The organism is Burkholderia sp. BCC0419, assembly GCF_902830285.1.
Lineage (GTDB): Bacteria > Pseudomonadota > Gammaproteobacteria > Burkholderiales > Burkholderiaceae > Burkholderia.
On sequence record NZ_CADESR010000015.1, the window covers coordinates 58,454 to 80,109 of the forward strand.

A 21,656-nucleotide genomic window follows, 5' to 3' on the forward strand; every position below is an offset into this window, starting at 1 on the left:
CCACTACATGGGTAAGGGAAAGAAATCCGCGCAGCCCGAGGCGGTCGCCGCCCGGCCGAGCCGTGAAGAAGCCGAAGACGCCGTCCGCGTGCTGCTGCGCTGGGCCGGCGACGATCCCGCGCGCGAAGGCCTGCTCGACACGCCCGCACGCGTCGTGCGCGCATACGAGGAGTTCTTCGCCGGCTATGCGCTGGAGCCGCGCGAGATCCTCGCGCGCACCTTCAGCGAAGTCGACGGCTACGACGAAATGATCGTGCTGAAGGATATCCGCTTCGAAAGCTATTGCGAGCACCACATGGTGCCGATCATCGGCCGCGCGCACGTCGCGTATCTGCCGAACCATCGTGTCGTCGGCATCTCGAAGCTCGCGCGCCTCGTCGACGCGTTCGCGAAGCGCCTGCAGATCCAGGAAAAGATGACCGTGCAGATCGCCGACACGCTGTTCGACGTGCTGCAGCCGAAGGGCGTCGGCGTGATCCTCGAAGCCGCGCATCAGTGCATCTCGACGCGCGGCGTGCACAAGCCGGGCGTCGAGATGGTCACGTCGCGCATGCTCGGCTCGTTCCGCACCGATCCGTCGACGCGGCGCGAATTCCTGTCGATCGTCGCGAATCCGTCTTCAGTCAACCTGACGAACACGTAATGCAGTCCACGAAGCAAACGGCGCACGCGCCCGTCGTGCTCGTGACCGGCGCCGCGCGCCGGGCCGGGCGCGCGTTCGCCGAGTATTTCGCCGCGCACGGCTATCGCACCGCGGTGCACTACGACCGTTCGGCCGATGCCGCGCAGGCCGCCGCCCGCGCGATTGCCGAACGCGGGCACGATTCGGTGGCGCTGCAGGCCGACCTGTCCGATGCCGCGCAGACCACCGCGCTGATCGATCAGGTCTATGCGCGCTTCGGCCGCCTCGACGTGCTGGTCAACAACGCATCGGTGTTCTGGCAAGACCATTTCCCGAGCTTCGATCTCGCGGCGTTCGACCAGGCGTGGGCCGTCAACTGCCGCGCGCCGATCCTGCTCACGCGCGCGTTCTACGAACGGGCCCGCGCGGCCGGCACGCAGGGCGTCGTCGTGAACGTGGTCGACCAGAAGATCAAGGAAAACTTCCACCGCGACCATTTCAGCTACACGGTCGCGAAGGCCGCGCTCGGCAACCTGACGCAGATGCTCGCGCTGTCGTCCGCGCCGGTGCTCCGCGTGAATGCGGTGTTCCCGGGGCTGATGCTGCCGAGCGACGACCAGACGCAGGCCGACTTCGAACACGCGAGCCGCGCATCGACGCCGCTCGCGCGCATCGCGGGCCCCGACGACGTCGCAAGCGCGATCCTGCTGCTGACGGGCAATGCGTACAACGGCGTGGATTTCGTCGTCGATGCGGGCCAGAACCTGATCCGCGTAGACCAGGACGTGCTGTACAAGCACCGCTCGCCGGACGGCAAGCACTGACTTCAGAGGTACGGCGGCGGCATTGAGCCGCGTTTGCACGTCGGGGTGCGCGCCGACGGCTGCACAGCAGCCGCCCACCCTCACCTGCGTTGCGCAAGCGACACCCGCGCCGCCGCCCGCCGCGTTACGGCTTCTCGGCGCTCCCGCCTTCGCGGACCTTGCCCTGCGCGACGCTCGTGCCGGGCGGCACGCTGTGCGTGAGCCACACGTTGCCGCCGATCACCGAGCCGCGCCCGATCGTCACGCGGCCGAGAATCGTCGCACCCGCATAGATCACCACGTCGTCCTCGACGATCGGGTGCCGTGCGTTGCCCTTCACCAGCGCGCCTTCGCCATCGGCCGGGAAACTCTTTGCACCGAGCGTGACGGCCTGGTACACGCGCACGCGCTCGCCGATGATCGCGGTTTCGCCGATCACGACACCGGTGCCATGGTCGATGAAGAAGCTCGGGCCGATCTGCGCGCCGGGGTGGATGTCGATGCCGGTCGCCGAGTGGGCGATTTCATTGATGAAGCGCGCGAGCAGCGGCACGCCGAGCTGGTGCAGCGCATGCGCGAGCCGATGGTGCATCATCGCGAACACGCCGGGGTAGCACAGCAGGATCTCGGTGATGTGCTGCGCGGCCGGATCGCCCGCGTACGCGGCCTGGATGTCGCTGACGAGCAGCGCGCGGATCGCCGGCAACTGCCGGCCGAATTCGCGTGCGATCTCGAACGCGCGTTCGTCGAGCTCGGCGAACGGCGTATCGACATGCTCGGGCAGGAACGGCAGCGCACGGCGAATCTGCTCGGACAGGACGCGCAGCGTGCTTTCGAGCGTGTGGCCGACGTAGTAGTCGACGCTTTCGTCGGTCAGATCGGGCGCGCCGTAGTGCGTCGGAAACATCGACGCGCGCAGGCCGGTCACAATCTTGCAGATCGCATCGCGCGACGGCAGTTCGCGAATGCCGCGCGGATGGCGCGTGCGATGGAGTTCCTCGCGCGACTCGCGCAAGCCGGCGACGATTTCTTCGAGGCCCCACTGACGGGCGGGTGATGTCGACATAAGCCAATGCGGGCAGCCGCGCTCGATAGCACGGCCGCTAATAAAGTGACGGGTTCCACAAGATTACCGCGTTTTTTGTCGGGGAGCGGCCCCCCGGGGATCGGCCGGATGGCCGACGCTGTTCGAATACGACAGCGTCACATCGAGATGCTGCTCGCGTCGATCCAGCGCACGGCCCAGTCGCGCGCGTGCGCGATCGCGTCGCCTTCGTCGTTGAACTGGAGCTCGATCGGAAAAAACCGGTTCGCCACGAGTTCTCCGTCGCTCGATCGGGAGATCACGACATAGGGCTTGAATGAACCGTCACTGGCGCGTGCGGGCGCGCAATTCAACAGATAACCGCGGTGCGTGAAGGCAGTAGTCGCTTGCATGAATCCGCCACCTCTAGTCCCTTGCTTTGTTGTTCACTACCCGTCTTTAAGGGTGCTGCGGCGCCCCGGCGCGGGCAGAGGCGGCGAGACTCCATCCCCTGTCGCCGCTTCGCAGGAAAAGAATCATACTCTGTAGAAAACGCGTCTTCTAGCTGAAATAAATCATGACAAATCAGTGCGCGTCGCGCGACCGCGGCGATCGCCCGCGCGCCTTTTCCCGTCGTGCCCGGAACGGGATTTGCTTCGATCCGGAGCGTGTCGCCGCCAGGAGAGCCGCGATGGAATCATCCGCTCAAACCGCGCGTGCGCATCCGCGCAGCATCGAACTCGACAACGACGACACGCACGACAGCACGGTCGACACCGACGGCAAGAACCGCGAAGCGTCGCGCCTCGCCGGGGCCGGGCCGATTTCGCCCGACCAGATCACGCGCAGCAACGCGTCGCTCGTCAACGCGATGCCGGAAGCCGGCGACGGGCTCGCCGGGTTCGACAGCCGCCCCGACGGCAATCATCCGATGTTCGCGTTGCGCGCCGGCTACAGGGTGATCGAGAAAGGCTTCGCCGCGCCGCCTGCGGGCGACGCGCCGTTCGGTCCCGTTCACCGGATGTACGGCAGCGCGTACTGGCCCGGCCACAGCCGCCGGCCGGAGCGCATCATCGAGTTGACGGTCGTGCCGGGATAGCCGGCGCGGCGTTTGAATCGATCGTTCGTTTGGGAACCGACACCGTCATCGATCGATGACGGTGCATCGGCGCGTGCGATTCGACCGCGCGCCGATACTCGCCCGCACGGTGCCGGAGCGAACGATTCCGCGCATGGGCATGGGCATTCGCCGTCATGCATGCCGTGCATCGCATCGACGCACATACGTTGACCGAAGTCATCGCGCCACGGCGCAGTTGCGATTGAATGGCGATACGTGAGGCGCACCGACTTGCTTGCCGTGCCGGGTCGATGCGCGCGCCGAACACACGACACACATCGCGCAATGCAGCATGCGTCGCGCGCATGGCCACGCACGTCATCCACAGAAATCGCGCGGCCGCGCGGCACGGCGGGTATCTCGCTGCACGATCGTGCCCGTTGGTTTACTCTGCCTCGCAGCATCGCGCATTGCCCAGCCCGATCGGCCATCCGGCCGACTTCGTTTCAACCCGCCACTCGGAGACACTATGTACAAGCGTATTCTGGTTGCCGTCGACGGCAGCGACACGTCCCGCCATGCGTTCGATGCCGCGCTGGCGCTCGCGAAAGCGCACGGCGCGGAGCTGCAGCCGTTCTACGTCGTCGAGAACGCCGCGATCTACTACAACGTGCCCGGCTACGATCCGTCCGTGCTGCGCGATCAGCTCGTCGCGCAGGGCAACACGCTCGCGCAGGATTTCGCGAAGCTGATGCAGGCCGCCGGCGTGAAAGGCGAAACGCGGCTGAACGAAGCGACGTCGCTCAACGACGTATCGTCGCTGATCCTCGATGGCGCGAAAGCGTTCGGCGCCGATCTGCTCGTGCTCGGCACGCACGGCCGCCGCGGCTTCCGCCGCCTCGTACTCGGCAGCATCGCCGAACAATGCGTGCGCCACGCGACGCTGCCCGTGCTGCTGATTCCGGCGGCCGCCAACGCGGACGAGCCGACTGCCTGAGCGGCGTTCGGCAGGCGCGGCCGGTCGCGACGTTTTGTCACCCGACAGCGGCAACTTGCGGTGGGACAATGATTTCGTCGATTCAACGCCGGAGTAAACGATCATGCTGACGCCCGTCGCCACCCGCCCAGCCGCCACGCCCCATGCCGGTGGCTGGGCTCCCCGTCAGGCCCCGCACTGCTCGTCGTGCGCGATGCGGCATCTGTGCATGCCGCAGGGCCTGGCGCCCGAAGCGCTCAGCCGCCTCGAGTCGGTCATCTGCGCGGCACGCCCGGTCAAGCGCGGCGAAGCGCTGTTCCGCGAAGGCGACGCATTCGACAACCTGTACGCAGTGCGCTCGGGTTCGCTGAAAACCGTCGCGACGCGCCACGACGGCCGCGAACAGGTCACGGGCCTGCACCTCGCCGGCGAAGCGCTCGGCCTCGACGGCATCTGCGACGATACGCATCCGCGCACCGCGGTCGCGCTGGAAGACAGCTCGGTCTGCGTGATTCCGTACAGCGCGCTCAAGGCGTTGTGCTCGGAAGCCGGCTCGATGCAGTTGCGCATGCACAAGCTGATGAGCGAACAGATCGTGCGCGAAACGTCGCAAACGATGCTGCTCGGCTCGCTGAATGCCGAAGAGCGCGTCGCCGCTTTCCTGCTCGACGTCTCGTCGCGCTACCTGAAGCGCGGCTACTCGCCGTCGGAATTCAACCTGCGGATGACGCGCGAGGACATCGGCAGCTATCTCGGCATGACGCTCGAAACGGTCAGCCGCACGCTGTCGAAATTCCAGAAGCGCGGCCTGATCGAAATGCAGGGCCGCCACGTGCAGATCGTCGACTTCGACGGCCTGCAGCACCTCTGACCCCGCACGGCGCGCGCCCGTCGCGCGCCGCTTGCATCACCTCGCCGGTCAATCGAGAAACAGCGCGGCACGCGCCTTCAGCGCCGCGCTGAAATCGTCGAGCCAGCCGATCGACAGACGCCAGCTCTGCCAGTACAGATCGATGTCGATGGTTCGCCCGCGCGACATGTCGATCAATTCACCTGCCGCCAGCTGGCGGTCGACCATCCGGTCCGGGCACATCCCCCATCCCAATCCCGTTTCGCACGCGCGCAGATAGCCCGCGACGTGCGGTATCCAGTGCTGCGGCGGATCGAGATCCGCGCGCGTCACGCGCCGAATGAAGCGCGCCTGCAACCCGTCCTTCGGATTGAACATCACGCATGGCGCGCGGCGCAGCGCATCGCGCGTAATCCCCGCGTCGAAATAACGTGCGTAGAACGCCGGCGAGCACACCGCGCGATAGCGGATCCGCCCGAGCCGCTCCGACCGGCATCCCTGGATCGGCTCGGCCTGCGCGGTCACGGCGCCCTGTACGCTGCCGTCGCGGATGCGAGAGGCCGTGTAATCCTGATCGTCGATCACGAGGTCGAGCAGCGTCTCGCGCTCCGTGCAGAACGGCCCGACCGCGTCGATGAACCACGTCGCGACGCTGTCGTCGTTGACGGCCACGCGCAACGTCGGCCACGCGCTCGCGATCTGGCCCGGCAATGCGGGCATTCGGCCGCCCAGTTCGGCTTCCAGCAACTGCACGCGTTCGGTATGCCGGCACAGCAGCGCGCCCGAGGTGGTCGCGACACACGGCTGCCCGCGCTTGACGAGCACGCTGCCGACCCGCTCCTCCAGCAGCTTCACGCGCTGCGACACCGCCGACGGCGTGACATTCAGCTCCTTGGCCGCCCGCTCGAACGAACCGTGCCGGATCACGGCCGCGAGGGCATCGAGCAACGCGTAGTCGAGCATTAGATTTCCTTAATCTGCATTAGGTGATTTAGCTTCTCTTATTCCCCTGCCGATCGCAGACTAGCGCTACCCGATTCATTCGTCTACTGCTTCCACGGCTGTCCCTCATCATGAACTGGCTCGCTTTTTCCCACGGCGCCGCACTGTGCGCGTCGCTCATTGTCACCATCGGCGCGCAGAACGCGTTCGTGCTGCGCCAGGGCATCATGCGCTCGCATGTCGGCAAGATCGTGCTGCTGTGCGCGGTGTCCGACATGATCCTGATCGGCGCGGGTGTCGGCGGCGCATCGGTGCTCGTCGAGCGCTATCCGACCTTCGTCCATGCGGTGCTGTACGTCGGCCTCGCGTATCTCGCGTGGTTCGGCATCAACGCGCTGCGCCGCGCGTTCAAGCCGGGCCACGACACGCTCGACGTCCGCGGCGACGCGGTCGCGCCGCCGCCGCAGAGCGTGCTCTCAATCGTGCTGATGACGCTCGCGTTCACGTGGCTCAACCCGCACGTGTATCTCGACACGTTCCTGCTGATCGGCACGGCCGGTGCGCGCGAGCCGGAAGGCGGGCGGCTCGCGTTCGCGATCGGCGCAATGACGGCCAGCGTCGTGTGGTTCCTCGGGCTCGGCTATGGCGCGCGATTGCTGGCGCCGTGGTTCCGCAAGGCGGTCGCGTGGCGCGTGCTGGATGGCGCGATCGGCAGCATGGTGCTGTTTCTCGCGGCCGTGCAGTTGCGCTGACCGCACCGTCTGCGCACGGGCGGCCGCCTGCCGCCCGGCTTTCCCTCCGCGTCGGCGCCACGCCAGCGCAACTTGCCTGATTTCCGTCGCACGCCCCGCCGCAAAAATTCGCTCCCGATCGAACACAGCCGCACGGCATGCTCACGCAGCGGACGCCGTATCCGCCATCTGCCGCAAGCCGTCCACCATCGCGGCATCACTCCGCCTGCACGAATCGAAACGATCGGCGAGAATGTCCGGTGTCCCGCGACAACGGCGGAACCGCACCGCGCATCCTGCCGTCCCGCCGCAATCGCCTCGACCCATCCCGCAGTTCAAGCCCGTTATCTGCAGTTATCGGAGAGGAACATGGCACATCGCACCCTCGGCACCTCCAGCATCCAGGTTTCGCCGCTCGCGTTCGGCGGCAACGTCTTCGGCTGGACCGTCGACGAAAACGCATCGTTCGCGTTGCTCGACGCACTCGCCGACACCGGCATCAACTTCATCGACACGGCCGACGTCTATTCGGCCTGGGTTCCCGGCAACCACGGCGGCGAATCGGAAACGATCATCGGCAAGTGGCTGAAGCGCTCCGGCAAGCGCGAACAGGTCGTGATCGCGACCAAGGTCGGCATGCTCGGCACGCGCGCGGGGCTGTCGAAAGACAACATCCTGAAGGCCGTCGACGATTCGCTGCGCCGCCTGCAGACCGACTACATCGACCTGTATTTCTCGCACCGCGACCTGGCCGACACGGCCCCGCTCGAAGAAACGCTCGGCGCGTATCAAACGCTGATCGACGCAGGCAAGGTGCGCATCATCGGCGCGTCGAACTACAGCGGCGCACGCCTGCGCGAAGCCGCCGCCATCAGCGCGCGCGACGGGCTGCCCGCCTACCAGGTCATCCAGCCCGAATACAACCTGCTCGACCGCGCCGGCTACGAACGCGATCTCGAGCCGGTCGTGCGCGACCTGAAGCTCGGCGTCGTCAACTACTACGCGCTCGCGAGCGGGTTCCTGTCGGGCAAGTACCGCAGCGAAGCCGACCTGAAGAAGAGCGTGCGCGGCGATCGCGTCGCCGGCTATCTGAACGAACGCGGCCTGCGCATCCTCGCGGCGCTCGACGCCGTGTCGGCGAAGCACGGCACGCAGCCGGCGGCGATCGCGCTCGCGTGGCAGATCGTGCGGCCGACGATCACCGCGCCGATCGCGAGCGCGACGTCGCTTGCGCAGCTCGCCCTGCTCGGCGAAGCGATCCGCGTCACGCTCGATCAGGACGACATCCGCCGGATCGACGAAGCCAGCGCGCCCTGAAACCGTCGGCGGCAGGCCGCCCAACCGCCGGGCCACGTGAGCGTCGAGTTTCGCGACGGCAAGATGGGCTATCAGGAGAACGTTTCGCTCGGGCTGCCGTCGTCTTCATCGAAGTAAGCCGGCAGCGCTTACCCCGGAATCGCATCCGTGTCTTGACTCACCCGGCCGCTTCCGTTGACCGGGAAGGACATCGCCCGCGCCATCGCCCGCCGCGCCCCGCTGCAAGCGCGTCACGCGCGTGCCCCGGGTCTTTCACGGATTGACCGCGGCGTTCGGCATGCCCGAGACTGCGCCGCTCGGGCCGTCATCGGGAGAACGTCATGCCGGACACCAGCACGGAGATCGCCACGATCTCGACGCGCGCCGTACGCGGCGCCGAGCGCGTCGACTTCTGGGTCGACCATGTCGCGCGCACGCTCGTGCGGATCGAATGCAGCGGAAAATCGTCCGAAGGGATCGATGCGTCGCTGAGCCAACGCGATCTCGGGCTGTTCCGCGCATGCGACATCGTCGCGAACCGGCACGCGGTCGTGCGCACGCCGCACAACATTCACGCGGACCAGCGCGACGCCGTGTTCATCTGCCTGATGCACGAAGGGCACGGCTATACGTTCCAGGACGTCGACTGCATGCAGCACGGGCCCGGCGACCTCGTGCTGTACGACACGTCGATGCCGTACGGTCACGGCTTTCCCGCCGACATGGCGATGACCGTGCTCGACGTGCCGCGCGACGTGTTCGAAGCGCGCGTCGGCCCGTGGCGCTACCGCAGCCTCGTCAAGATCGACCGCGGCGACGGGCTCGCGTCGTGGGCCGTGCGGCAGGTGGTTGCGCTGCTCGCCGCGCCGCAGGAGCCGACGCCCGACGCGCGCGAACGGCGCGCCGCCGCGATCCTCGATCTCGTGCAGTCGATGCTGCGGCTGCACGACGGCGATGCATCTCCGACGAAGTCGACGGTCCATACGCTGTCGCGCGCGAAGGCGTTCATCGACAGCCATCTCGCCGACGACGATCTCGACAGCCGCTCGGTCAGCCGCGCGATCAACCTGTCGCCGCGCCAGCTCGCACGCATCTTCGAGATCGAGGGGATGCCGCTCACGCGCTACATCCTCGCGCGGCGGCTCGAACGCTGTCGCGCCGACCTGCGCGACCGGTCGCTGAAGCACCTGACGATCAGCGAGATCGCGTTCCGCTGGGGCTTCAACAACAGCGCGCACTTCAGCCGCAGCTATCGCGCGCGGTTCGGCGAGACGCCGAGCGACGCGCGCGCGCCGGCCGACGCACGCTAGCGCCGGTTCCCACTTCCTGCCGCTTCCTGCCGCTTCCTGCCGCTTCCTGCCGCTCACACCGCCACTCGCCGCGATGTCCCGGCGAGGCAAGCACGGCGTCCGCCCCGGTCAAATGGGGCCGCAGCCCGCTCGCTAAGCTGACTTCCTGCGCGGCGGCATGCGTTCCGCCGCCCGACAGCAAGGAGAAGAAGCGGGATGGAGACGTACGACCACATCGTCGTCGGCGGCGGTTCGGCCGGCTGCACGGTTGCGCACCGGCTGGTGAAGGCCGGCCGGCGCGTGTTGCTGCTCGAGGACGGCCCGAAGGACGACAGCCTGTTCATCCGGATTCCGGCGACGTTCATCCGCGTGCTCGGCACGCAGCGCACGGTGACGTTCGAAAGCGAGCCGCAGCCCGGCGCGGCGGGACGCAAGACCTACGTGCCGCAGGGCCGCACGCTCGGCGGCGGCAGCTCGGTCAACGCGATGCTGTACGTGCGCGGCACGCGCGACGACTACGACGACTGGGCCGCGCTCGGCTGCACCGGCTGGGGCTGGGACGACGTACTGCCCGTGTTCAAGCGCGCCGAATCGCATCTGCGGCTGTCCGAGCCGTATCACGGCACCGACGGGCCGTTGAAGGTCGGCGACACACGCTTCCGGCATCCGCTGAGCCTCGCGTTCGTGAAGGCCGCGCAGGAAGCCGGCATCGCATACAACGACGATTTCAACGGCGCCGCGCAGCATGGCGTCGGCTTCTATCACACGACGATCTTCGACGGGCAGCGCGGCAGCACCGCGGCCACCTATCTGGCCGACGCGATCGCCGATCCGAACCTGCGCGTGCTGACCGGCTGCCGCGTGACGCGCATCCGGTTCGACGGCCGCCGCGCAACCGGCGTCGAATGGCGCACCGCGAGCGGCGCGGCGGGATCGGCCGCCGCGCGCGCCGACGTCGTGCTCGCGGCCGGCGCGCTGAGCACGCCCAAGCTGCTGATGCTGTCGGGCATCGGCCCCGGCGCGCACCTGCACACGCACGGCATCGACGTGCTGCACGACAGCCCGGAAGTCGGCGCGAATTATCAGGACCATCTCGAAGTATCGATCTACGGCCGCAGCGATGCGCCCGTCAGCCTGCTCGGCGAGGATCGCGGGTGGAGGGCGCTGCGGCACGGGCTGCAATGGATGCTGAGCCGCTCGGGCCTGCTGACGTCGAACGTCGTCGAATCGGGCGCGTTCGTCGACACGACGGGCAGCGGCCGCCCGGACATCCAGTTCCACGTGCTGCCGACGCTCGTCGGCGACGTCGATCGCGAACCGCTGCCCGGCCACGGCCTGTCGATCAACCCGTGCCTGCTCCGGCCGCGCTCGCGCGGCTCCGTGCAACTGCGCGGCAACGATCCGGCCGCGCCGATCCTGTTCGACAGCGGCGCGCTGTCCGATCCGGCCGACGTCGAGGGCCTCGTGCGGGGCGTCGCGCTCGCGCGGCAGATCCTCCGCGCGCCGTCGCTCGCACGCATCGTTCGCGAAGCCGAGACGCTGACCGATGCCGCGCTCGCCGACTACGTGCGGCGTCGCGCGAAAACCGTCTATCACCCGGCCGGTACCTGCCGCATGGGCAACGACGCGCACGCGGTCGTCACGCCGCGTCTCGCGGTGCAGGGCGTAGACGGATTGCGGATCTGCGATGCATCGGTGATGCCGCGCATCGTGTCCGGCAACACGAACGCGCCGACGATCATGATCGCGGAGCGCTGCGCGGAATTCATGCTGGCGGAATGACGCAATGCGCGTGCGCTGCGCCGCGCCGCGCCGAAAACGAAAACGAAAGCGGCGCGTGATACACGCGCCGCCGCCGAACCGTCGGAAAACCGGCATCAGCCCCCAGCCGCACGCACCGCATCGCGCAGCGCCATCGGCGATGCGCCGTAGCGCTCGCGGATCGCGCGGCTGAAGTGCGCCTGGCTCGAAAACCCCCAGCGAAACGCGATCTCGCCGATGCTCGTCTTGCGCAGCCGCGCGTCGGTCAGCTCGCGATGCGCGTGCGACAGCCGTTCCGACCAGATGTGCTGTGTGATCGACTCGCCTTCGGCCGCGAAGAGACGGCCCAGATGCCGCAGCGACAGCCCGACCGCCTCGGCGACGGCCTGCGGCGCGAGTTCCGGCTCGCCGAGATGCGTCGCGATGTACTGCTTCGCGGTCAGCAGGTACGACAGCGACGCCCGCGAGGCGCCCGCGCCGTTCACTTCCGCGTCGATGAGTTCCGCGACCAGCGTGCGCGTGTGCTCGGCGAACCGCGCGGCGTCGCGCTCGACCGGCGTCTTCATGAACCGCTCGACGCTCGCACGCAACGTCGCGCCGAGCATCGCGCCCGCGCCCGGCTTCGGCGCGATCCGCAGCGGCAGCGCGGCCAGCTCCGCATCGAGGCGGTCATCGAACGTCGTGATCGGGATATCGATCAGCAACTGCCGCATCGGCGTCAGGAATCCGAACAGATAGGGCACGCGCGTGTCGTAGACGACGACATCGCCGGCTTCCGCGAGCAGGCACCGGTCGCGCTGGATGAAATACGCGCGCCCGCTCACGATCTGGCACGCGAACAGCGACTCCTTCGGCAACTGGCGCACCAGCGCGGGGCTGCGTTCGATCACGTGATCCTGCCCGCTGATGTCGGCGATGCCGAGGCCCGGCAGCGCGATGTCGGTCTTCTCGACGTCGAGCCCGGCCGGCGACAGCGACGAGCAGCGCAGGCCGACCAGCGTCGCCGCGTTGAACGCATCCCAGTACGCCATCCGGTCGCGCGCCGGCACGTCGGCCGTCGAGCCTCGCGTGCGTGAAAAAACGGTCGAATTCGTCACGTCGCCTCCTGCTGGCGCCTGTCGTGCGGAGCGGCACGGATTGGGGGATGGTTCGTCTGGATTCTGGTGCGATGCAATGTCCGGCGCGGTCAAGCAATTCGTCCAGCCCAGTCAAGAGCGGCGCGCACCGGCTGGCTAAAGTCGATCCCACGACACCTATACACAAGGAGACAACCGTGGTCGACAAAGCCGTATCCGAATTCTGGCAAAACATCCCGGCGATTGCCAATCCGTTCAAGCCCGATGCGCTGCCCGAAGCCTACATTCCGAACGCGGCCACCGACGACGAGCGCTATTACGTTCCGTTCACCGAAACGGTTTCGTCGCGGCCGCTATGGATCTCGCCGTCGCAGAACAAATGGTGCGATATCCTGATGGCGAAGGAAGCCGGGCTCGTGAACCGGCACTATCACCCGCACGAGGTGTTCGCGTACACGCTGTCGGGCAAATGGGGCTACCTGGAACACGAATGGACCGCGACGCGCGGCGATTTCGTGTACGAGACGCCGGGCGAAGGCCACACGCTCGTCGCATTCGATCATCCCGAGCCGATGCGCGCGTTCTTCATCGTCAAGGGCCCACTGATCTGGCTCGACGACGCAGGCAATCCCGACGGCTACTTCGACGTGCATTCGTACATCGCGATGTGCAAGGCGCATTACGAGAAGGTCGGCCTCGGCGCGCAAGCGATCGAGAAGCTGTTCCGCTGACGCGCGGCGAGGCTCACGATGACTTCCCCCTCCTCCAGGCCTGCATGGACGTACGAGAACAGGCTGCTGCTGATCCTGTTCATGACGTTCGGCTTCGTGTTCTTCGACCGCCTCGCGCTGTCGTTCCTGTTCCCGTTCATGTCGGCCGAGCTGCACCTGACGAACACGCAGCTCGGCATGGTGTCGTCCGCGCTCGCGCTCACGTGGGCGCTGTCGGGCGCCGCCACCGGCGCGTGGTCCGACGCGCGCGGCACGCGCAAGCCGCTGCTGGTCGCGGCCGTGCTCGGCTTTTCCGTGTGCTCGGCGCTGTCGGGCCTCGTCGTCGGCTTCGCGAGCCTGATCGCGTTTCGCGCGCTGATGGGTATCGCCGAAGGCCCCGTGCTGCCGCTGTCGCAATCGCTGATGGTCGAGAGTTCGACGCCGAGCCGCCGCGGGCTGAACATGGGCCTGCTGCAAGGCTCGGCCGCCGGCCTGCTCGGCGCGATGATCGGGCCGCCGGTCGTGATCGGCATCGCCACCGCATACGGCTGGCGCGAGGCGTTCTACGTGTCGTGCATTCCGGGCTTCCTGATCGCGTTCTGCCTCTGGCGCTGGGTGCGCGAAGTGCCGCCCGGCGGCGTGCGCCACGTGCAGGCCGATACCGCCGCGGTCTCGGCCGCCGGCGGCGCGGCGGTCAGCCGCTGGGCCCTGCTGAAGGAACGCAACATCCTGCTGTGCGTGCTGATCAGCTGCTGCTTCCTCACGTGGTTCGTCGTGGTCATCTCGTTCGCGCCGGTGTTCCTCGTGGAAAGCCGCCACCTGTCGCCGTCCGACATGGGCGTCGTGATGACCTGCCTCGGCGCCGCGTGGGTGTTCTGGGGCTTCGCGGTGCCGGCGATCTCCGACCGGATCGGCCGCAAGCCGACGATGATCGGGTTCGCGCTGATCGCGGCCGTGTGCCCGGTCGTGCTGATCCACGTCGGCTCGGTCTGGGCGCTCGGCACGCTCGTGTTCGTCACGTACACGGGCCTCGGCTGCTTCACGCTGTTCATGGCGACGATCCCGGCCGAAACGGTGCCGCCGCGCGCGATCGCGAGCGCGCTCGGGCTGATCATGGGCGCCGGCGAGCTGATCGGCGGCTTCGTCGCGCCGACCGTCGCCGGCTTCGCGGCGGACAAATACGGCTTGCAGTTCGCGATGTGGACGTCGACCACCGGCGCGCTCCTCGCGTGCGTGCTGTCGTTCGGTCTCGTCGAAACCGCGCCGGCCGTGCTGCGCAAGCGCGCGCTCGCAGGCGCCGCCGCCGGCCGTCTCGATACGCAGAACCTCGGAGGACGCTGACATGCGCGCACTTCAATGGCATGGCCCGCGCGACGTCCGTCTCGTGGAAATCGACACGCCGCGCGTCGGCCCCGGCAACGTGCGCATCGCGGTCGCGTATTGCGGCATCTGCGGCAGCGACCTGCATGAATACGCGGACGGCCCGCACGCGATTCCGGTCGACGCGCCGCATCCGCTGTCGCGCCGCACCGCGCCGCTGACGCTCGGCCACGAGTTCTGCGGCACCGTCGTCGAAGTCGGCGAAGGCGTGACGACGCTGCGCGCGGGCGACCGCGTCGCCGTCGAGCCCGAGTATCGCTGCAGCCAGTGCGCGTACTGCCGCTCGGGGTCGTACAACCTGTGCGTGTCGATGGGCTTCGCCGGGCTGATGGGCGACGGCGGGATGGCCGACTTCGCGGTCGTGCCGGCCTACATGCTGCATCGCCTGCCCGACGGCGTGAGCCTCGAACAGGCCGCGGTGATGGAGCCGGCCGCCGTTGCGCTGCACGCGCTGCGGCGGGGCGAACTGCGGCTCGGCGACACCTGCGCGGTGTTCGGGCTCGGGCCGATCGGCCTGCTGCTGATCATGCTCGCGAAGCTGCAGGGCGCGACGACGATCGTCGCCGTCGACGTGTCGCCCGAACGGCTCGCGGCGGCCACGCGCTTCGGTGCGACGCATGCGTTCGATGCGTGCGGGCTCGATGCGTCCGCGTTGCAGGACGCGATTCGCTCGGCCACGGGCGGGCTCGGCGTCGATACGAGTTTCGAAGCGGCCGGATTGCAGGCCACGTTCGAATCGGCGATGCGGGCACTGCGCAAGGGCGGCCGCGTCGTGATGGTCGGCCTGATGCCGCAGGCGGGCTTCGACGCGTTTCGCGCGGTCAACGACGAGCTGACCTTCACCGCGAGCGTCGGCTATCGGCATGTGTACGAAGACCTGCTGCGCATCGCCGCGTCGGGCGCGCTCGACCTCACATCGATCGTCACCCGCACCGTAGCGCTCGAAGATGCCGTCGCCGACGGCTTCGACGCGCTGCTTGCCGATCGCACGCAGATCAAGATCCTCGTTTCACCCGCGCAGCGGCCGGCCCGTCGCGCATCCACCATCGGGAGTGTCGAGCATGAATCGTCAGTGGGCGTTTGACGGGCGGTCGGTCGTGGTGACGGGCGGCACGTCGGGCATCGGCGCGCGCACCGCGCTGCGCTTCGCGCAGGCCGGCGCATCGGTCGTCGCACTCGGGCTCGACGCAGCCGGCCCGCATGCGCCGGTGCATGCCGGCATCCGCTGCGTGGAACTCGACGTGGCCGACGGCGCGGCACTGACGCGCACGATCGCCGCGCTGCCGCTGCTCGACGTGCTCGTCAACGGCGTCGGCATCAGCCGCCACGCGGACGAGTACCGGATGGACCAGTTCGAGCACGTGCTGAACGTGAACCTGACGTCGGTGATGCGGGCATCCGACGCCGCGCGGCCCGCGCTGGCGGCGAACGGCGGCAGCATCGTCAATATCGCGTCGATGTACACGTACTTCGGCAGCAAGGACCGGCCCGCGTACAGCGCGAGCAAGGGCGGCATCGCGCAACTCACGCGTTCGCTCGCGCAAGCGTGGGCCGATCGCGGCATCCGCGTGAACGCGGTCGCGCCGGGCTGGATCGACACGCCGCTCAGCAGCGGGCTGATGGCTGACACGCAGGCGTCGCGCCGCATCCTCGAACGCACGCCGCTCGGGCGCTGGGGCACGGCCGACGAAGTCGCGGAAGTGATCCTGTTCCTGTGCTCGCCCGGCGCGTCGTTCGTCACCGGCGCGGTCGTGCCGGTGGACGGCGGGTATTCGACGGTCTAGCGCGGCGCATCGGCGCGATCTGCCGATGCCCGTTGCGCGTCACGGCTCCGCTTGACCGTCGCTGAACCGGGTTCGCCCGGCTCAGTTTTCTTCATATCAATCAGTAGTCCGACTAAAAAATATCCGACTCGATCGGACCATGTGAGGAGCACTTTGGAGATGACGAGAAAGACCTTTCTGGCGCTCGCGGCCTGCACGCTTCCGGCCGTGGCGTTCGCCCAGAGCAGCGTGACGATGTTCGGGCTGATGGATGCCGGCATCAGCTACGTCAGCAATCAAGGCGGCCATGGCGCCGCAAAATTCGACGACAACATCTTCTTTCCGAACCTGCTCGGCTTCGAAGGCAAGGAGGATCTCGGCGCGGGCACGCGTGCGATCTTCCGGCTCGTCAACCAGTATTCGCTCGGCAACGGCTCGATCATCGGCGGCGGGCTGTTCGCGCGCACGGCCTATGTCGGGTTGCAGAACGACCGGTACGGCACGCTGACGCTCGGCAACCAGTACGAGTTCATGGTCGATTCGCTGGCTGCCGGCGGCAACGAGATCGCGCAGGACCTCGTCGGCCTGTACGGCTTTCGCAACGGGCCGTTCGACCGGCTCGCGCTGCCGAACAACCCGACCGGCGCATTCGACTGGGACCGCGTCGCCGGCAGCAATCGCGTCGCGAATTCGGTCAAGTACACGAGCCCGTCGCTGTCGGGCCTGACCTTCGGCGCGCTGTACGGTTTCGGCAACGTCGCGGGATCGATCGGCGCGAACAACACGGTCAGCGTCGGCGTCAGCTACGACAACGGCCCGTTCGGCGCGGGCGCCGCCTATACGAACCAGAAATACGGCGCGGCCGACGGCCTGCCGCCCACCAGCGTACGCAACTGGGGCGCGGGCGTGCACTACACGGTCGGCACGGTCACGGGCAAGGCGCTCTTCACGACCGTGCACAACGCGCAGAACGGGGCGGGCGCGTGGTCGGCGGAAGCCGGCGCCACGTGGCGGCCGTCGCCGGTATGGGTGGTCGGCGCGAGCTACACGTACATGAAGGGTAACGACACGCTCGACAACGCGCATGCGCATCAATTGCTCGCCGCCGTCCAGTACTGGCTGTCGAAGCGCACGATGGTGTACGTCGCGGGCGTGCATCAACGCGCAAGCCGCGGCAGCCACGCGCAAATCAACGGCGTGATGGACGCGAACGGCGCCTCGAGCGGCACGTTGCAGTCGGTCGCGCGGATCGGGTTCAGTACGCGGTTCTGATCCGGCGCGGCGTGTCGGCATTCCGGCGTTCCGGCATCCGGCGCGACTGACGACGAAGGCGCGGCGCCGGGCCGCTGCCTTCGTCCCCTTTCAACAACGGTTACCGCAATGGACCGCCCGTGTCGCGCATCGCCGCATCCCGACACTGCGACGGCGTGACACCGAAACGCCGGCGGAACAGCCTCGCAAAATACGCGGGATCGGAGAATCCCGACTGCAACGCGAGGCGCGTAATGCTCGCACCGTCGGCGCCGGTCTGCGACAGCACGTCGTAGCACTTCTCGAGCCGTAGACGCTGGATCATCGCCTGCGGGCTTTCGCCGACCGATTCGAACGCCTGGTAGAGCGTGCGGCGACAGACCTTCAATGCGGCCGCGATCCGATCGGGCGACAGTTCGCCGTCGTCCAGGTGCTGATTAATGTAGTGCTGCGCGTCGCGCAGCAACGCCTCGCGGAGCCTGCGCCGCGACGCGGGCGCCGTGCCGTCCGCAAAATCGATTTCCTCGGCGATCAGCGCCGCCACCAGCTCCAGCACACCGAACCGGCTGCGCGGATTCATGCGCGGGCCCTCGGCGATCATCGCCTGCAAGCTGGCGAGCGCGACGGCCGCGCCGCCCGTCGTCGGCATCGCGCGGCCGATTGCGTGCCGGGCCAATGCCAGCAGCACGTCGTGATTGGCCACTTCACACAGCATCGTGACGAACTCGCCGCCGGTGTCGCTTTGAATCCAGTACGGACTGCTGGCCTCGTACAGTGTGAAATGCCCGGGCGGCACGAGCACCTCGCACGCACGCTGTTCGAGCGTCGCCGCCCCGCTCAGTTGCCAGATCACCTTCACATAGCGGTGCTTCAGCGTCCCGCACGCGTCGCGCCCGATGGAGGCGCTGTGCGCGCTTGCCGACACGCGCGCGACGCGGCAGCGCGCATGATCGAACACGTCGACGCGAGCGTCGAATTCGCCGGATGCGCCGGCGCTCAGTTCCAGCGGAAAGAATCGATGCCGGATCTGCTCCGACCAGCACGCAATGCCGCCCTCCCGCCGCCGCGAAAGCGCTCCCGACTCGATCATGATGTTCATCTCCAGAAGAATCCGGCTTTCAAGTCCGTCCGTTACCTGGCCGCCTGCATCCATACACCGCAGGCGCGATGATCGACTCGTCCGACTTCCCGGTCGTGTGCGGCGACGCGTGCCGGTCATACATCGAGGGGATCCGATCGAAGCATACGACGCGGCCGCGCAAAAAAAAATTCGCATAACGCTCATGCCCGGCCGGGACGCTACCTGACGCGATAAAGATTTCACCTAGATGCACCGCACTCCTGACGGCTCTGCACGCAAACACATGCGACCGGCGGTACGGCGCGGCACCCTGCTGACCAGCGGCCCCCCATCCGTTCGGGTTTGCCGGGTCACGCCGTCAAACACACCGCCCGAAGACGAACAGCGGCCACTCATGCGCCGCAGCAGGAAACAAACGATGAAAAAGCTACGCATTTCCCTGATGCTTTCCGCGCTCGCCGCCGCGCACGGCGCTCATGCGACCGAAGGCGGCGGCTCCGTGTACCCGACGGGCGCGGAAGGTTACCTGTGCTGCGCGCTGCCGCCGCCCGGGCTCTATGCACTGATCTATACCGAGCGCTACCACGCCGGCGAACTGCGCGACAACGATGGCCGCAACGTCGCGCCGCCGGATTTCAGCATCACGGCCTATGCGGTCACGCCGCGGATCGTGTGGGTGACGCCGTACACCTTCGCCGGCGCGTCGCTGGCCATGCATGCGCTGCTGCCGCTCGTCACGCTCGACGTCCACGCGGGCGGGCAATCGCAGCGACGGACCGGCATCGGCGACATGACGTTCGGGCCGGCGCTCGGCTGGCACGTCACGCCGACGCTCCATACGCTGCTCGCCGTCGATGTCTTCGCGCCGACCGGCCGGTACGCCAGGAATGACCTGGCCAACCTGGGCCGGCACTACTGGGCGATCCAGCCGATCGCCGGCGTCTCGTACGGCGGCCGCACCGGGCCCGTGTTCGACGCCAAGGTCATGTGGACCCTCAACCGGCGCAACCCCGCGACGGACTATCGGTCCGGCCAGGAGCTCATCGTCGACTATTCGGCAGGCTGGGGCTTCGGCAACGGGCTGACGCTCGGTGCGGGTGGTTACTTCTATCGGCAGATGACGGATGATTCGCAGGCCGGGCAGACCATCGCCGGCGATCGCGGCCGTTCGTTCGCGATCGGCCCGTCGATCAAGTACGACAGCGGAAAGGGCTGGTTCGTGACTGCCAAATACCAGATGGAAACCGACGTGCGGAACCGCCCCGAAGGCGCGGCATTCTGGCTCAAGGCCGTGTTTCCGCTGTGACCCGAACGGGTCCGCGCCGGCATCGGCCGGCGCGGCGGTGGCGCAGGTCATCCCTGCGCCGCGCCCTTCATCGGCCGAGCAGCAGATCGGCGCCGCGTTCGCCGATCATGATCGCCGGCGCATTGGTATTGCCGCTCGGCACCTGCGGGCAGATCGAGCAGTCGATCACGCGCAGGTTCGCGAAGCCGTGCACGCGCAGCGACTTCTGATCGACCACCGAGGTCCGCGGGTCCGTACCCATCCGGCAAGTGCCTGCCGGGTGATAGACGGTCTTGATGTCCTGCCTCACGAACGTCTCGATTGCCGACCGGTCGTCCGGATCGATCCGCGCGGGCGCGACGATCTCCTTCACGTGCGCCTGCAGCGCTTTCGCCGACAGGATCCGGAGCCCGGCCTGAACGGCACGGATCTGTCCTTCGAGGTCGGCCGGATCGCTGAGGAAGTTCGCATCGATCGTCGGCAGATCCGCCGGGTCCTTGCTGCGCAACCCCACTTTCCCACGCGACTTCGGCTGCAGATGGCCGACCTTGACCGACATGCCGTGCTCGCTCGCCGGCGGTTTTTCGCCTGGCGTATTGTCGAAATTGTCGAGCAGCGGCAGGAAATGGAACTGGACGTCCGGCCGCCCGGTGCCCAGCGTGTCGATGAAAGCGCCGCCTTCGAGGATGTTGCTGGTCAGCAGCCCGCTGCGGAAGCATTTCCATTGCAGGAAGTGGCGCATCGCCCGGAGCCCCGCGTTCTCGCCGTAGAGGCTGGTCGGGGTGCGGATCGACGCCTGCACCGACATGTGCAGATGATCGTGGAAGTTCTTGCCAACCGGCAACGCGGCCACCGTATCGATCCCGAGCGCGGCGAGCTGCTCTGCCGGCCCGATGCCGGACAGCATCAGCACTTTCGGACTCCCGATCGCGCCCGCGCTCACGACGACCTCCTTGTGCGCGCGTACCGATACCGGCGCATTGCCGTCCTCGCTGAATTCGACCGCCACCGCACGCCCCGCATCGGTGCGGATGCGGTGCACGAGCGCACCCGTCACCACCTTCAGCTTCGCGTCGTTGCGCACCGACGCCAGATACGTGCGGGCCGTACTCGCGCGTTCGCCGTTGCGTGTCGTCGTCTGGTAATACCCGATGCCCTGCTGCACTTCGCCGTTGAAATCGTTGACGTAGGACAGCCCCATCTCCTGCCCGGCCCGGATGAACGCGGCAGTCAACGGATGCCGATAGCGGTTCTCGCTGACGGGCAGCGGCCCGGTCTGGCCGTGATACGCAGGTCCCAGGCTTTCGTTCGCTTCCGCCTTCATGAAGTACGGTAGTACGTCGTCGTAGCGCCAGTCGGTGCAGCCCCACTGCGTCGCCCAGTCGTCGTAGTCGTCGCGCTGCCCGCGGATGTAGATCATCCCGTTGACCGAGCTGCCGCCGCCCAGTACCTTGCCCTGCGCGATGATCATCCGGCGGCCGTTCGCGTTCGGCTGCGGCTCGGTCATGTAGGGCCACGATTTCTTCTGGAACACCTGCATCACGCCGCCCGGAATCCGGTGAAACGGATTGTCGTCGCGCGTGCCGGCCTCCAGCAGCAGCACCGAGCCGGCGTTCTGCTGGATCAGCCGCGCGGCGACGACGCAACCGGCGGAACCCGCGCCGATGACGACGTAATCGAAGGTCAGGTCTTGAGTAGTCATGTGTCTGTCGATAGGGGTAAGCGGACCAGCGGCGCAACGCCCGCGGTCTCGTTG

Annotated in this window: 21 protein-coding genes; 15 read left to right on the forward strand and 6 right to left on the reverse strand. The window is 67.7% G+C overall.

Translation table 11 applies throughout. From position 1 onward, the window contains the following. The first annotated feature begins 7 nt into the window (after nt 1-7). The gene (folE, locus tag HWW87_RS35605) at nt 8-643 is read left to right on the forward strand and encodes a GTP cyclohydrolase I FolE (RefSeq protein ID WP_174433639.1); all 636 of its coding nucleotides are present in this window, start codon (nt 8-10) and stop codon (nt 641-643) included. Continuing rightward, on the forward strand, nt 643-1,446 hold the full coding sequence (locus tag HWW87_RS35610) for an SDR family oxidoreductase (RefSeq protein ID WP_175824197.1): 804 nt from the start codon (nt 643-645) through the stop codon (nt 1,444-1,446). The genes folE and HWW87_RS35610 overlap by 1 nt, the downstream gene beginning before the upstream one ends. Before the next feature lie 124 nt (nt 1,447-1,570). On the opposite strand, the gene epsC is transcribed toward HWW87_RS35610, so the two are convergent. Beyond that, the gene (gene epsC, locus HWW87_RS35615; RefSeq protein WP_050017187.1) at nt 1,571-2,491 is read right to left on the reverse strand and encodes a serine O-acetyltransferase EpsC; all 921 of its coding nucleotides are present in this window, start codon (nt 2,489-2,491) and stop codon (nt 1,571-1,573) included. Between the two features lie 137 nt (nt 2,492-2,628). Then, complete coding sequence (locus tag HWW87_RS35620) at nt 2,629-2,862, reverse strand: hypothetical protein (protein ID WP_006480138.1); 234 nt, start codon at nt 2,860-2,862, stop codon at nt 2,629-2,631. Nucleotides 2,863-3,140: 278 nt separating this feature from the next. On the opposite strand from HWW87_RS35620, the gene HWW87_RS35625 reads away from it, so the two are divergent. From HWW87_RS35625 to fnr, 3 genes are all read left to right on the forward strand, one after another. Next, entirely contained in the window at nt 3,141-3,548 is a 408-nt protein-coding gene (locus HWW87_RS35625; RefSeq protein WP_175824198.1) for a DUF3005 domain-containing protein, read from the forward strand. A gap of 490 nt (nt 3,549-4,038) precedes the next feature. Next, nucleotides 4,039-4,506 carry a universal stress protein gene (locus tag HWW87_RS35630; protein WP_175824199.1) on the forward strand — a complete coding sequence of 156 codons (468 nt, stop codon included), beginning with the start codon at nt 4,039-4,041 and terminating at the stop codon, nt 4,504-4,506. Nucleotides 4,507-4,609: 103 nt separating this feature from the next. Beyond that, a complete protein-coding gene (gene fnr / locus HWW87_RS35635; RefSeq protein ID WP_174390198.1) occupies nt 4,610-5,356 on the forward strand; it encodes a fumarate/nitrate reduction transcriptional regulator Fnr in 747 nt (248 codons plus the stop codon). Between the two features lie 48 nt (nt 5,357-5,404). Here the strand turns inward: fnr and HWW87_RS35640 are convergent, their stop codons facing one another. Continuing rightward, nucleotides 5,405-6,298 (reverse strand): LysR family transcriptional regulator ArgP, encoded by an 894-nt coding sequence (locus HWW87_RS35640; RefSeq protein WP_006480142.1) that lies wholly within the window; start codon nt 6,296-6,298, stop codon nt 5,405-5,407. A 110-nt stretch (nt 6,299-6,408) separates the two neighbouring features. Between HWW87_RS35640 and HWW87_RS35645 the strand changes: the two genes are divergently transcribed. The 4 genes from HWW87_RS35645 to HWW87_RS35660 all read left to right on the forward strand — a co-directional run bounded on the left by HWW87_RS35645 (nt 6,409) and on the right by HWW87_RS35660 (nt 11,375). After that, entirely contained in the window at nt 6,409-7,029 is a 621-nt protein-coding gene (locus tag HWW87_RS35645; RefSeq protein ID WP_175824200.1) for a LysE/ArgO family amino acid transporter, read from the forward strand. 348 nt (nt 7,030-7,377) lie between these two features. Beyond that, nucleotides 7,378-8,325 carry an aldo/keto reductase gene (locus tag HWW87_RS35650; RefSeq protein ID WP_175824201.1) on the forward strand — a complete coding sequence of 316 codons (948 nt, stop codon included), beginning with the start codon at nt 7,378-7,380 and terminating at the stop codon, nt 8,323-8,325. Nucleotides 8,326-8,645: 320 nt separating this feature from the next. Next, a complete protein-coding gene (locus HWW87_RS35655) occupies nt 8,646-9,614 on the forward strand; it encodes a helix-turn-helix domain-containing protein (protein ID WP_175824202.1) in 969 nt (322 codons plus the stop codon). 195 nt (nt 9,615-9,809) lie between these two features. After that, on the forward strand, nt 9,810-11,375 hold the full coding sequence (locus HWW87_RS35660) for a GMC family oxidoreductase N-terminal domain-containing protein (protein WP_175824203.1): 1,566 nt from the start codon (nt 9,810-9,812) through the stop codon (nt 11,373-11,375). Nucleotides 11,376-11,470: 95 nt separating this feature from the next. Here HWW87_RS35660 and HWW87_RS35665 read toward each other — a convergent pair whose 3' ends face one another. Further along, nucleotides 11,471-12,451: a helix-turn-helix domain-containing protein gene (locus tag HWW87_RS35665; RefSeq protein WP_175824204.1), complete on the reverse strand. Its 981-nt coding sequence runs from the start codon at nt 12,449-12,451 to the stop codon at nt 11,471-11,473. Nucleotides 12,452-12,627: 176 nt separating this feature from the next. Here HWW87_RS35665 and HWW87_RS35670 point away from each other — a divergent pair, with 176 nt between their 5' ends. The 5 genes from HWW87_RS35670 (at nt 12,628) to HWW87_RS35690 (ending at nt 17,555) form a co-directional block, all read left to right on the forward strand. Next, nucleotides 12,628-13,161, forward strand: a complete 534-nt coding sequence (locus tag HWW87_RS35670) for a 2,4'-dihydroxyacetophenone dioxygenase family protein (protein WP_034205782.1) — start codon at nt 12,628-12,630, stop codon at nt 13,159-13,161. Nucleotides 13,162-13,179: 18 nt separating this feature from the next. Continuing rightward, nucleotides 13,180-14,481 (forward strand): MFS transporter, encoded by a 1,302-nt coding sequence (locus tag HWW87_RS35675; protein ID WP_175824205.1) that lies wholly within the window; start codon nt 13,180-13,182, stop codon nt 14,479-14,481. 1 nt (nt 14,482) lies between these two features. Continuing rightward, complete coding sequence (locus tag HWW87_RS35680; protein WP_175824206.1) at nt 14,483-15,604, forward strand: 2,3-butanediol dehydrogenase; 1,122 nt, start codon at nt 14,483-14,485, stop codon at nt 15,602-15,604. Beyond that, nucleotides 15,582-16,304, forward strand: a complete 723-nt coding sequence (locus HWW87_RS35685) for an SDR family oxidoreductase (RefSeq protein WP_175824207.1) — start codon at nt 15,582-15,584, stop codon at nt 16,302-16,304. The genes HWW87_RS35680 and HWW87_RS35685 overlap by 23 nt, the downstream gene beginning before the upstream one ends. 159 nt (nt 16,305-16,463) lie before the next feature. Then, nucleotides 16,464-17,555, forward strand: a complete 1,092-nt coding sequence (locus HWW87_RS35690; protein WP_175824208.1) for a porin — start codon at nt 16,464-16,466, stop codon at nt 17,553-17,555. A 100-nt stretch (nt 17,556-17,655) separates the two neighbouring features. Here HWW87_RS35690 and HWW87_RS35695 read toward each other — a convergent pair whose 3' ends face one another. Then, entirely contained in the window at nt 17,656-18,753 is a 1,098-nt protein-coding gene (locus tag HWW87_RS35695) for a helix-turn-helix domain-containing protein (RefSeq protein WP_175824209.1), read from the reverse strand. 109 nt (nt 18,754-18,862) lie between these two features. Here HWW87_RS35695 and HWW87_RS35700 point away from each other — a divergent pair, with 109 nt between their 5' ends. Further along, nucleotides 18,863-19,921, forward strand: a complete 1,059-nt coding sequence (locus HWW87_RS35700; protein ID WP_244107407.1) for a transporter — start codon at nt 18,863-18,865, stop codon at nt 19,919-19,921. 67 nt (nt 19,922-19,988) lie between these two features. Here the strand turns inward: HWW87_RS35700 and HWW87_RS35705 are convergent, their stop codons facing one another. Then, the gene (locus HWW87_RS35705; RefSeq protein WP_175824210.1) at nt 19,989-21,602 is read right to left on the reverse strand and encodes a GMC family oxidoreductase N-terminal domain-containing protein; all 1,614 of its coding nucleotides are present in this window, start codon (nt 21,600-21,602) and stop codon (nt 19,989-19,991) included. Between the last annotated feature and the right edge of the window lie 54 nt (nt 21,603-21,656).